Origin of the sequence: Klebsiella sp. GN_Kp190 (genome assembly GCF_040061795.1) — a bacterium.
GTDB lineage: Bacteria > Pseudomonadota > Gammaproteobacteria > Enterobacterales > Enterobacteriaceae > Klebsiella > Klebsiella michiganensis.
The window spans coordinates 180,808-192,617 of record NZ_JBEAFN010000028.1; the positions used below are offsets into that span (position 1 = coordinate 180,808).

Annotated in this window: 13 protein-coding genes and 1 riboswitch; of the genes, 10 read left to right on the forward strand and 3 right to left on the reverse strand. The window is 59.2% G+C overall.

Going from position 1 to position 11,810, the window contains the following annotated elements:
• Positions 1–3 precede the first annotated feature (3 nt).
• Positions 4–621 carry a TetR/AcrR family transcriptional regulator gene (locus tag ABLU67_RS17275; RefSeq protein ID WP_134897386.1) on the forward strand — a complete coding sequence of 206 codons (618 nt, stop codon included), beginning with the start codon at positions 4–6 and terminating at the stop codon, positions 619–621.
• 57 nt (positions 622–678) lie between these two features.
• Here the strand turns inward: ABLU67_RS17275 and ABLU67_RS17280 are convergent, their stop codons facing one another.
• Both ABLU67_RS17280 and ABLU67_RS17285 read right to left on the reverse strand, forming a co-directional pair.
• Complete coding sequence (locus tag ABLU67_RS17280) at positions 679–1,239, reverse strand: RNA polymerase sigma factor (RefSeq protein WP_014229338.1); 561 nt, start codon at positions 1,237–1,239, stop codon at positions 679–681.
• A gap of 5 nt (positions 1,240–1,244) precedes the next feature.
• Positions 1,245–1,670, reverse strand: a complete 426-nt coding sequence (locus ABLU67_RS17285) for a hypothetical protein (protein ID WP_048263084.1) — start codon at positions 1,668–1,670, stop codon at positions 1,245–1,247.
• Positions 1,671–1,870: 200 nt separating this feature from the next.
• Here ABLU67_RS17285 and ykgR point away from each other — a divergent pair, with 200 nt between their 5' ends.
• Positions 1,871–1,972 (forward strand): small membrane protein YkgR, encoded by a 102-nt coding sequence (gene ykgR, locus ABLU67_RS17290; protein ID WP_004137159.1) that lies wholly within the window; start codon positions 1,871–1,873, stop codon positions 1,970–1,972.
• A 60-nt stretch (positions 1,973–2,032) separates the two neighbouring features.
• Here ykgR and ABLU67_RS17295 read toward each other — a convergent pair whose 3' ends face one another.
• The gene (locus ABLU67_RS17295; RefSeq protein WP_049083673.1) at positions 2,033–3,175 is read right to left on the reverse strand and encodes an alpha/beta hydrolase; all 1,143 of its coding nucleotides are present in this window, start codon (positions 3,173–3,175) and stop codon (positions 2,033–2,035) included.
• 168 nt (positions 3,176–3,343) lie between these two features.
• Here ABLU67_RS17295 and ABLU67_RS17300 point away from each other — a divergent pair, with 168 nt between their 5' ends.
• From ABLU67_RS17300 to ABLU67_RS17335, 8 genes are all read left to right on the forward strand, one after another.
• Positions 3,344–4,378 carry a LacI family DNA-binding transcriptional regulator gene (locus tag ABLU67_RS17300; RefSeq protein ID WP_064404909.1) on the forward strand — a complete coding sequence of 345 codons (1,035 nt, stop codon included), beginning with the start codon at positions 3,344–3,346 and terminating at the stop codon, positions 4,376–4,378.
• 184 nt (positions 4,379–4,562) lie between these two features.
• Positions 4,563–5,486, forward strand: coding sequence for a TIM barrel protein (locus ABLU67_RS17305; RefSeq protein WP_064404906.1), 924 nt, complete (start codon positions 4,563–4,565; stop codon positions 5,484–5,486).
• Positions 5,487–5,500: 14 nt separating this feature from the next.
• Positions 5,501–6,673 (forward strand): Gfo/Idh/MocA family oxidoreductase, encoded by a 1,173-nt coding sequence (locus ABLU67_RS17310; RefSeq protein ID WP_025108379.1) that lies wholly within the window; start codon positions 5,501–5,503, stop codon positions 6,671–6,673.
• Positions 6,674–6,825: 152 nt separating this feature from the next.
• Positions 6,826–6,927, forward strand: a riboswitch (TPP riboswitch).
• 69 nt (positions 6,928–6,996) lie between these two features.
• On the forward strand, positions 6,997–7,692 hold the full coding sequence (locus tag ABLU67_RS17315) for a TenA family protein (RefSeq protein ID WP_186006195.1): 696 nt from the start codon (positions 6,997–6,999) through the stop codon (positions 7,690–7,692).
• Positions 7,689–8,417: an ABC transporter ATP-binding protein gene (locus ABLU67_RS17320; protein ID WP_025108381.1), complete on the forward strand. Its 729-nt coding sequence runs from the start codon at positions 7,689–7,691 to the stop codon at positions 8,415–8,417. The genes ABLU67_RS17315 and ABLU67_RS17320 overlap by 4 nt, the downstream gene beginning before the upstream one ends.
• Positions 8,414–9,154, forward strand: coding sequence for an ABC transporter permease (locus ABLU67_RS17325; protein ID WP_004850829.1), 741 nt, complete (start codon positions 8,414–8,416; stop codon positions 9,152–9,154). The genes ABLU67_RS17320 and ABLU67_RS17325 overlap by 4 nt, the downstream gene beginning before the upstream one ends.
• 24 nt (positions 9,155–9,178) lie before the next feature.
• Entirely contained in the window at positions 9,179–10,114 is a 936-nt protein-coding gene (locus ABLU67_RS17330) for an ABC transporter substrate-binding protein (RefSeq protein WP_143439768.1), read from the forward strand.
• Positions 10,115–10,421: 307 nt separating this feature from the next.
• Complete coding sequence (locus ABLU67_RS17335; RefSeq protein ID WP_009652210.1) at positions 10,422–11,807, forward strand: diaminobutyrate--2-oxoglutarate transaminase; 1,386 nt, start codon at positions 10,422–10,424, stop codon at positions 11,805–11,807.
• The last annotated feature ends 3 nt before the right edge of the window (positions 11,808–11,810 follow it).

Consider the following 11,810-nt stretch of genomic DNA (forward strand, 5'->3'; position numbering starts at 1 on the left):
TTGATGGGAAATCAACGCGGGCGGCCAATGAAAGCCCGCCCACGCATTTTACAAACCGCCCGTGAGCTGTTTCTCAGCCACGGGCTTGATGTGTCGCTGGATACCATTGCCGCCGAAGCGGGTACCACGCGCCCGACGCTGTACAGCCATTTTCCCGGCGGTAAAGACGCGCTGCTGCTGGAGACGTTCGCGTTTCTCAATGACACCATGCAGCCGCCCCTGCGCCAGCTTTTGCAGGATCGTCAGCAGGATCTTCCCGCGCTGCTGCGCGGGTTTGCGAAAGTGGTGCAACAACACTTTTATGCGCCGGAGAATATTCACTTTCAGCGCCTGCTGATCCAGGTGCTGGTGCAAAGGCCCGAGCTTTACGTCACGCTCGAACAGCGCCCTTCAGGCCGCGTACTGCAGGCGCTGAGCGATATCCTGGCGCAGAAACAAGACGAAGGTCTGCTGACCCTCAGCGAGCCGGAGCTAGAGGCGACGGCGTTTCTCGGCGCGATTATGGGCTATCCGCTGCCGGGGGCCTTAATTGCGCAAAAAGCGGTGGCGCCAGAGAGGCTGGAGCAGCTCGCCGAATGCGCGATTAGCGCCTTCCTCACGGCCTGGGGCTACAGGCAATAATTCAATCAGCGGTTTAAACGCACCTCTCCGGCCCCTGCAGCAGGAGCCGGAGAATGCCTAACTGGCCAGCAGTTCATCGTACAGCGCGCGCAGGCGGGTACGAAGGTAGAGTACCGCTTTATGCTTACGTGAGAGCAGCGCCTGTTCGCTGACGCCGGACTCCTCTGCCAGCTCCCGGTAGCTGTAGCCATGCAGTTCGGTTTTCTCAAAGGCTTCACGCTGGGCAGGCGGCAGCTCCGAGAGCGCCTGACTTAACTCCTCCCAGAGCAGCGCTTTCAGATACTCATCCTCCGGCGTTTGCGCAACGCCAAACAGCGTTTCGGCCAGCTCATCCTCGGGAAAATCGCCCTCCTCCTCGTCGCTGAAACCGCCCGCCAGCGGCAGCTCGCGCTTTTTTCTCGCCCTGTCGGTCATCTCGTTACGCGCCGCCCGGAACAACCAGGCGGCGATATTCTCCACCGGCTGCTCGACGCGAATGAGCTGATACGTCACTTCCTGCAGGATATCGTCCGCCTCATCGCGTAGCGGGGTCCGTCCGCGAATAAAAGCCTTCAGCCGCGAGCGGCAGGCATCGAGGGCGGAAACAAGCCGTGATGGCGCCACGATCCTGTTTTTCATTGTGCTCACTCGGGATCCGCGCTTTTAGCCGAACTCTCCTGCTGCGGAGCATGCTCGCTGCGGCGGTCGCGCCAGCCGCAGTGGCCGCGATGCCCGCGGTGGCCAAAGCGCTGCACAAACTCATCGCGCTGCTCCGGGCTCATGTTCATCCAGCGTTCATGCATCCGACGCCGGGCGTGCCCCATGCCAAACATGCCCGGGCGAAAACCGAGGCCGCCGAACAGGATCCGCGACAGCGCCAGCACACCTAACGCCTGCCAGAAGCCAATGCTCTTCACCCCAAGGATGGCCGGCAGCAGCGCATTCCACAGCGACATCACCAGCAGCCCAAGAATGGCGATTAGCGCCACGCCGATAAGAAGTGGCTTCGCCATTCTGTGGCGGCCAAAGCGGTGATGGTGGTGCTGACCGTGCATATCGATATCTCTCATCGTCTGTTTACCTCATTACGCTATTGAATAATTACCCTGTGCGGAGGTAGACGAATGAGCGGGCAAAATATTGCTGAGAAGAGTAAAAAAATTGACACACTTTATTTGTATGACAAATATTTTTTATGTGATCTCTATCACCTACATGCAGGCGCGACGGCGGTAACGTTACCCTGTGATTCATTGAAAAAGAGGAACTTATGAACGCGGTAAAATCACTAAAAGCCGACTGGGCGATTATTACGCTGATGATTGTTGTCGCCGTCGTTATGTATGGCTATCTGATCCCCAAATACTGGTAATCGACGCCATACCTGTACTGAACCGCCCCTTGCTCAGGGCGGCTCATCATCCCTTCGCCGCTACCGCTTATCGTTGAGCGTCTTAATCAAAAACGGCACCGAGTCGCGTAAAGACGGGTTAACCGTACCGCTATGATCCAGCCCCTCATAAATATGCACGTCCGCACGGGTTCCCGCGCTTTTCACCGCGTCCGCAAAGCGTTTTTGCATTGCCGTCGGCACGTTAATATCCGCGCTGCCAATACCGATAAACACCGGGTGATCGATTTTCAGCGTCGGGTAGAGCATGGCGCCCACGCTGGCGTTTAACAGCGAATCCACCCCCGGCTTCAGGGCATTAGCCGCATTCAGACCGGCCTTCATCACTTCATCGTTGAGCGGCGTAATGCATAAATTGCTCGCCTCTTTCAGCAGCGGCAGCGCTTTATCCTGGAAATAATCAGCCGGATTGAGCTGCGGGTTGCTATCGGCAGCCGAGAGGTAAATATAGAAAATATAGGGTATTTTCGGGTCGCCGCCGATCGGCGCTTTGCCGCCTGCCGGCGGAAGAATGTCGGCTGCGGTGGTCCCCTTCTCAAAATACGGCGTCCCGGTCAGCACCGTTGCGCGAACATTCAGCTCCGGCGCGTAGTGGGGTTGATATCCGGCGCTGGCGAACGCGGCGTGCGCGCCCTGCGACTGTCCGACCAGAATGAGTTCATTTTTCAGCGGGAACTGTTTCAGGGCGGCGCGAACGCTATCAAGCACGCTCCACGCTTCGCCGCGGGCATTAAGATAATGGTGCAGGCCAGACGAACCCAGACCGGCATAATCCGGCGCGACCACCGCGTAGCCCAGCGACAGCCAGGTGTTCAGGTACTGCTTATCGCGATCGCTGCGCGGGTTTAACGACGGCGCGCAGTGATTAGCCACGCCCACGGTACCGTGGGCCCAGACCACAACCGGCCATCCCCCTTCCGGGGTGGCGCCAAACGGAATAAAGACCGCGGCGGTATCTTCGCGGGCGGTTTTGCCGTCCACGCCGCTGCGGGAGGGATAGCGCAGGAGATACTGCTTTGCCGCTTCGCTTAAGCCATTTCCGGCGCTGAGCGGAGAGACCGCGTCGCTATTATCGGCGGCGGCGCTGGCCGGGACCGCGCTCATGGAGAGCAGTAGCAGCGCAGAGGTGGCGGCGAGGAATTTTTTTGAGAGGGAATACGTCATAACATCCTGTTCCTGAGTGGGGATGCACTTAGTGTAGACCCTGGCGGTTGAATATCAGGTCAATGAAGCCAGTGCGGCGAAATGATTTTCCTGAAGTCTGACCCGCCTCGCTGTTTGCCTGTCACAATAATGATAGCTTTTTATCATTACCCTCAAAGGAAGAGAATCATGTCAGCAAAAAAAGTCACCATGGCGGATATCGCCAAAGAGGCCAGAGTCGGTATCGCGACGGTGGACAGGGTGCTCAATAAACGCACGCCCGTGAAAGAGAGCACCGAACGTAAAGTGCTGGAATCCGCGCGGCGCTTAGGCTTCGCGCTGGAGCAATCCCGCTATCGGCTGGCGGCGGATCGGCCGGCGGTAGCCCTCAGAATGGGCTTCATTCTGCTACAGCAGTCACACTCGTTTTACCATCAGCTGGCGCAGGCGCTGGAGCAGGCGGCGTTACCGTGGCATAGCCCGGCGCAGGCCCCCGCTTTCCTGCATTATGATATTAACGCCATCGACGATATGGCCGCCGCGATCGCCCGTCTGAGCGATACGGTCGACGTTATCGGTATTGTCGCGCTGGATAATCCGCTTATCCGCCATGCGGTCGTGCAGGCCATCGAAAAAGGCGTCCGCGTCTTCACCCTGCTCTCCGATATGAGCATCCCGCAGCGTACCGGCTATATCGGGCTGGATAACCAGAAAGCGGGCCGCACCGCCGGTTGGGCGGTGGACAGGCTGTGCCACGACGACGGCGAAATTGGCATTATCGTCGGCGATAATCGGTTTATTTGTCAGGAAAGCTGCGAGATAAGTTTCCGCTCCTACCTGCGTGAACAGGGCAAAGGCGATCGGGTGCTTGAACCGGTGCGCAGCCACGAACGCGCCGATGTCGCGCGCCAGGTTACGGAAGAGATGCTGCAACAGTACCCCGATCTCAAGGCCATTTACGCGCCCTGCGGCGGCGTGGAAGGGATTGTCGCCGCCCTGCGCGCGCGCCAGCGCCAGCATCAGGTCACCCTGATTTGTCATGGCCCGGTGGATAGCGGCGAGCTGGCGCTAATTGACGGCACTATCGATCTCATGCTTACCCATCGGCTTGACGAATTTGCCGCCGCCACCATCAACGCGTTTGTCCACGCCGCCAGCCAGCCGCAGGTGGCGTTTATCAACGCTCTGCAGCCGTTTGACCTCCTCACTAAAGAAAACCTCTGATTGCCGCAGGCGCGGGTAAAGTCGCCGCGCCCCGCTTCAGCGCTGCATTTGATAAAAAACTATCATTTATGTTATCAAAATAAACCTTGAATACCATCAAAGAATTTAAATTTCATCATTGTTGGATATGAAATTTTCATTCAATACTGGTCATGTTTTCTCCTCATCTGAAAAGGAAGCCATCATGACCATACATATTGCCAACGCGCCGTGCAGCTGGGGCGTCGATGATCCCAAAAACCCTTATCTGCCGCCGTGGTCCAAGGTACTGGAAGAAGCGGCGACCGCCGGTTATAAAAGCATTGAACTGGGCCCGTGGAGCTATCTGCCGACCCGGGCCGATGAACTCAGCGCAGCGCTGAATAAACAGGGGCTGTCGCTGGTTGCCGGAACGATCTTCGACGATCTGGTCAGCGAAGAGAACTTCGCGAATATTGTCGAACTGACGCATAACCTCTGCCGCAACCTTTCGCAGGTGCCGTCGGCGGAAAAGACGCCGGGCAACCCCTTCCAGCCGCCTTATCTGGTCATTATTGATTTCGGCAATCCGCAGCGGGCGAAATATGCAGGGCGCGGCGAGCGGGCTCCCCGCCTGTCACCCGCCGACTGGCAGCGGATGGTCGACCACATTGTGACCATCAGCCGACTGGCGTGGCAGGAGTACGGCGTTCGCCCGGTTATCCATCCTCACGCCGGCGGCTGCATTGAGTTTGCCGATGAAATCGATCTGCTGGCGGCGCAAATCCCCCATGACGTAGCCGGTTTATGTCTCGACACCGGCCATCTCTTCTATTCGGGCATGGACCCCATCAGCTGGCTGGATCGCCATTTTGATCGCCTTGACTACCTGCACTTTAAAGATGTCGACCCGCAGGTGTTCAGGAGCGTGATTTCCCGCGGAATCGACTTCTTCTCCGCCTGCGCGGAGGGGGTGATGTGCCCGCTCGGCAGCGGCGCCATTGATTATCCGGCGGTGCGCGCCTTTCTCGACAAGCGGGGCTATCAGGGCTGGATCACCATTGAGCAAGAGCGCGATCCGCGCAACGTCGAGGGCAGCCTGCAGGCGGTCACGGAAAGCCTGCGCTACCTGCGCTCGGTTGGTTTTTAATCGGGAGAAAACACATGATTAACGGTATTAAACCTGTTGGCCGCTCCTTGCGCTGGGGCATGGTGGGCGGCGGCGGAAGCAGCCAGATTGGCTATATTCACCGCTCCGCGGCGCTGCGTGACGGATCGTTTACCCTGCTGGCCGGAGCCTTTGATATTGACCCACGGCGCGGGCGCGAGTTTGGCCAGCAGCTGGGCGTGGAGGCCGGGCGCTGTTACCCCGACTACGAAACGTTGTTTCGCGAAGAGGCGGCGCGGGAAGACGGCATTGAAGCGGTCTCCATCGCCACGCCAAACAACACCCACTACGCCATTTGCCGCGCGGCGCTGGAGGCCGGACTGCATGTGGTCTGCGAAAAACCGCTCTGTTTTACCGGCGAAGAGGCCGATGCGCTGGTGGCCCTGAGCGAAAAACAGCGCAAAATCATCGGTGTCACCTACGGCTATGCCGGGCATCAGCTGATTCTGCAGGCGCGGCAGATGATTGAACAGGGGCTGCTGGGCGAGATCCGCATCATCAATATGCAGTTCGCCCACGGTTTCCATAACCAGCCGGTAGAGCAGGATAACCCCAGCACCCGCTGGCGGGTGGACCCGAAATTCGTCGGCCCCAGCTACGTGCTGGGCGATCTGGCCACCCACCCGCTGTTCCTGGCGGAGACCATGGCGCCGAAGCTTAATATCACTCGCCTGATGTGCTCCCGCCAGAGCTTTGTCAAAAGCCGCGCGCCGCTGGAGGATAACGCGCATGTGCTGATGGAGTACGACAACGGCGCCGTAGGGTCGATGTGGTGCTCGGCGGTCAACAGCGGCTCAATGCACGGACAGAAAGTCCGCATCGTCGGGGAGAAAGCCAGCCTGGAGTGGTGGGATGAACAGCCGAACCAGCTGCGCTACGAAATTCAGGGCGAGCCGGTGCGCATCCTCGAACGCGGAATGTCCTATCTCGATCCGCTGGCCCTCCAGGACGACCGGATCGGCGGCGGCCATCCCGAAGGGCTGTTTGAGGCCTGGTCGAATCTGTATCGCCGCTTTGCCATCGCCATGGATGCCACCGACCGTCGCGACGCGGCTTTGCTGGAAAACTTCTGGTATCCGGATGCCAGAGCCGGGGCGCTCGGCGTGCACTGGGTCGAGAAGTGCGTACGTTCAGCAGACAGCGGCGCCAGCTGGGTAGAATTTCACTGATCCTTTGATAATACGCGCCCGGCAAGGCATCAGCCGCCGCCGGGCTGCCGCGATGTACAAAGCCCTTTCTCGCGACACTCACACGTGACAACGTCACCTTTCCTCATAAAATTCACAGCATTGTAATCAAAAAGGGAATGTCGTATAACAGGGGCCAAACCGAGGGGTGTCCCGTGAGGGCTGAGATGGCGTAAGCCGAACCCTTTGAACCTGATCTGGGTCATGCCAGCGAAGGGACGGGTCGGCATTTCCGCCAGTTTTGCGCCATTGCCTGTTCACACTTCTTTCAGCACGCCCGGATCTCCCTTTTTTCAGGAGGTCCTGTGATTCTTCCCGCGTTTACCCAGGGTATTTATGGTCGTCTGCGTCAGCAGGCCGGCGCCGACTGGCAGCACTACGTCGCCCACCCCTTCCTGCGCCAGCTCGCCAACGGTACCCTCCCCGAGCCCGCTTTTCGCCGCTATCTGACGCAGGACTATCTGTTTCTGATCCACTTCGCCCGCAGCTACGCCCTGCTGGTCAGCAAGCTGCGCACCCTGGCGGAAATGCGCGCTGCCGCCGCGTCGATGAACGCCATTCTCGACGAACTGCCGCTCCACGTTGGCTACTGCCGGGAATGGGGGCTGGATGAAGCGACGATGGCCGCCGCAACGGAAGCCGCGGAAACCGTCAACTACACCCGCTACGTACTGGACATTGGCCACTCCGGCGACGCCCTGGATCTGCTGGCGGCGCTGATGCCCTGCGTTGCCGGCTACGCGGAAATCGGCCTCGGCCTGCTGCACGATCCGGCGACCCGGCTGACCGCCAATCCTTATGACTCGTGGATCCGCAACTACGGCGATGAGGGTTACCTGAACGGCGTCAATAACGCCATCGGCCTGCTGGAAACCCTCTGGCGGCAGCGCGGCGGCGAGGCGCGTTTCGCTGAACTCAGCGCTATTTTCACCACCGCCACGCGTCTGGAGGCTAACTTCTGGCAGATGGGCCTTAACGCCGTCGCGGAGCGCCCGGCGTGACGGCTCCCGGAATTGAGGTGCACGGCCTGGGCCTGCGCTTTGGCTCGCGGCAGATCTTCGACAATCTGACGTTCACTATCCCCGGCGGCCAGTGGGTATCGCTGCTGGGGGCCAGCGGCGCCGGAAAGACCAGCCTGCTGCGTATTATCGCCGGGCTGGCAAAAGCCACCGCCGGTGAGGTTCGCGCCAGCGACGGGCAGCCAATAAACAAGCGGCTGGCGTGGATGGGGCAAAAAGATCTGCTGTATCCGTGGTTAAGCGTGCGCGACAACGTCTCGCTTGGCGCGCGTCTGCGCGGGGAGCGCGTGGACCATCGGCGGGTTGCCGAGCTGTTACAGCAGGTTGGCCTTGAACACTGCGCCGGCGACCGCCCGGCCGCCCTCTCAGGCGGCATGCGCCAGCGTGCGGCGCTGGCGCGTACGCTCTACGAAGACCGGCCCATCGTGCTGATGGACGAGCCCTTTTCCGCGCTCGACACGATTACCCGCACGCGCATTCAGACCCTTGCCGCCGGGCTGCTGGTAAACCGCACCGTCGTGCTGATCACCCACGACCCGATGGAAGCCTGCCGCCTGAGCCACCGTCTGCTGGTCCTTTCCCCCGCTCCCGGCGGGATTGACGACGGGCATCACCTCTCCGGCATGCCGCCGCGCGCGCCGGACGACCCGGCGCTGTTGGCCAGCCAGGCGGAGCTGCTGCAACAGCTCATAAGGGCTAACGGATGAGCGCAAAACTGTTTCGCGCCGCCGTGGTGTTCTGCGGCCTGCTGCTGCTCTGGTGGCTGGCGACCCGCAGCGGCATTCCCGCTTTCCTGCTGCCTTCACCCTCGGCGGTGGCAAGCGCTCTGTGGGTCAACCGCGCGTACCTCGGCGAACACACGCTGATCACATTAAGCGAGATCCTCAGCGGCCTCGCGCTCGGCGTTCTGCTCGGCGTGATCCTGGCGCTGTGCATGATTGTCTCGCCTCGCCTTCAGCGCTGGCTGATGCCGCTGGTGCTGACCAGTCAGGCGATCCCGGTTTTCGCCCTTGCCCCGCTGCTGGTGCTGTGGTTCGGTTTCGGCATGAGCGCCAAGGTCATGATGGCGGTGCTGGTGATTTTCTTTCCCGTCACCTCGGCGTTTTTTGACGGTCTGCGCCGGGTTAACCACGACTATCTCGATCTGGCGCGCACGATGGGGGCCTCTTTTGGCGCGCAGCTGCGCCACGTTCGCCTGATGGCCGCCCTTCCGGCCCTCGGTTCCGGCCTGCGGATGGCGGCCGCCGTCGCCCCCATCGGGGCGATCATCGGCGAATGGGTCGGTTCAGCCGAAGGATTGGGCTACGTGATGCTTAACGCCAACGCCCGTCTGCAAACCGATATCTGCTTTGCGGCCCTGTTTATTCTGGTGCTACTGACCGTCCTGCTCTGGCTGGCGGTGGATGCTTTCTTACACCGGCTGATTAACTGGACGCCGGAATAACGCTCTTAAATAAAAGGACTAACCATGCGTAAACGTGTTTATGCCGGTATGACGCTTGCCGCGCTGTTCAGCGGTCAGGCGCTGGCCAACGAGAAACTCACCCTGGTGCTGGACTGGTATATCAATCCCGACCACGCGCCGATCCTGGTGGCCGAACAGATTGGCGCCTTTAAAGACGCGGGGCTGGACGTCAACATTGTGCCGCCGTCCGACCCGGCGCTGCCGCCGCGGCTGGTCGCCGCCCGCCAGGCGGACCTGGCGATTACCTACCAGCCGCAGGTGCATTTTTTTGCTGATGAAGGGCTGCCGCTGGTCCGCGTCGGCACGCTGATTAATTCGCCGCTGAATACGGTGATCGCGCTGGATAAAAGCATTAAATCTCCCGCCGATCTGCAGGGCAAAAAAGTGGGGTATTCGGTGAGCGGCATCGAACAGGCGACGCTGGCCACCATGGCGCAGCATGCGAAAATCGATCCCAAAAGCATCAAGCTCATCAATGTTAACTTCCAGCTGACCAGCGCCCTGCTGGCCGGACAGGTCGACGCGGTCATTGGCGGCTATCGTAATATCGAAGCGCTGGAGCTGAAGCTGCAGGGGAAAGATCCGCAGGTGATGAACGTTGAGGATTACGGCGTACCGGCCTACGACGAGCTGGTGATTGTCGCCAACCGGGATGAAGTCCACGCGGCGAAAATCAGGGCCTTCCTCAAGGCGCTGCAAAAAGGCGTCGCTTACCTGCGCGCTCACCCGCAGGAAACCTGGCAGACGTTTGCCGCCGCGCATCCCGAGCTCAACACCGAACTGAACAAGCAGGCATGGCTGAAAACCCTTCCTCTGTTTGCCAGCGATCCGGCGGCGCTGGATAAACCACGGTATGAAGCTTATGAACAGTTTTTATATAACAATAAGTTGGTGAAAAAAGTCACACCTTTAACAAATTATGCGGTTGAGCTGCATTGAGTCATGCCATTGCTGGCGGAAACTTTTCGCCAGCAATGCCCGCGCGGCAGTATTAAAAAACGAGAAACTCCCTCACTAATAATTACAATTTTAAAGGTCTTTTATCCTTTAAAACACCTGATTTAAATCAAATGGTTACGTTGGTTTTTGCCAGTGTAAAAATAACGTAAATATACCTTAATCAATAAAACGTTGAATGCGTATCTAAAAAGCCATATATTGTGCCCGCTTTAATGCATGGCGATTCAATTTCTTACACCAATTTATTCAACCAGCGCTCAACCGTAACGCTGGTTGTGGGAGTGATATGATGACGGATAAAGTCCGTATTGATACTTTAGGCGCAGATTTATTAGATGCAAACAACGATACCTTTTTGGCCCGTCAGGCTGAATTCGAATCGAATGTCAGGAGCTACCCGCGCAAGCTGCCCCTTGCGATTACCAAAGCGGAAGGCGTCTGGCTGACCGATGCGGATAATAAACAGTATCTGGACTGCCTTGCCGGCGCAGGTACTCTGGCACTCGGCCACAACCACCCTGATGTGCTGCAGAGCATCCAAAGTGTCATTACCAGCGGCTTGCCGTTACATACTCTCGATCTGACCACTCCGTTAAAAGATCGCTTCTCTGAATACCTGCTTTCCCTGCTGCCGGGCGAAGGCAAAGAATACTGCCTGCAGTTCACCGGTCCGTCCGGCGCTGACGCCGTGGAAGCGGCGCTGAAGCTGGCGAAAAAATACACCGGCCGTTCTTCCGTGATCAGCTTCTCCGGCGGCTACCATGGAATGACCCACGGCGCGCTGTCCGTCACCGGCAACCTGTCGCCAAAAGCGGCGGTTAACGGCATGATGCCGGAAGTGCAGTTTATGCCTTACCCGCACCAGTACCGCTGCCCGCTGGGTATCGGCGGTGAAGCCGGCGTGAAAGCGCTGACTTACTACTTCGAAAACCTGATCAATGACGTCGAAAGCGGCGTGCGTAAACCGGCGGCGGTGATCCTGGAAGCCGTTCAGGGTGAAGGCGGCGTGAACCCGGCTCCGGTCGAGTGGCTGCAGCGCATCCGTAAAGTGACTCAGGAACACGGCATTCTGCTGATCATCGATGAAGTTCAGGCTGGCTTTGCGCGTACCGGTAAATTCTTCGCCTTCGAACACGCGGGCATCGAGCCGGACATTATCGTGATGTCGAAAGCCGTTGGCGGCGGTCTGCCGCTGGCCGTTCTCGGTATCAAAAAGCAGTTCGACGCCTGGGAACCGGGTCACCATACCGGCACCTTCCGCGGCAACCAGCTGGCGATGGCCACCGGCCTGACCACCCTGCGCCACCTGAAAGACAATAACATTGCGGATAAAACCGCCGCTCAGGGCGAATGGCTGAAAGGCAAGCTGGCCGAGATGCAGAAACGCTATCCGGTTATCGGCCACGTTCGCGGTCTGGGCCTGATGATCGGCATCGAGATCGTTAAACCGAACGAAGCGCCGGACCACATGGGCTGCTACCCGGCGGATGGCGAACTCTCCGCGCTGCTGCAGAAGAAATGCTTCGAAGCGGGTCTGATCCTCGAGCGCGGCGGTCGCCACGGCTGCGTGCTGCGTCTGCTGCCGTCCCTGCTGATCAGCAACGCTGAGCTGGAAATTTTCTTCGACAAATTTGAACAGGCCCTGCTGGCCGCCGGCGTAAAACCGGTCTGAGTG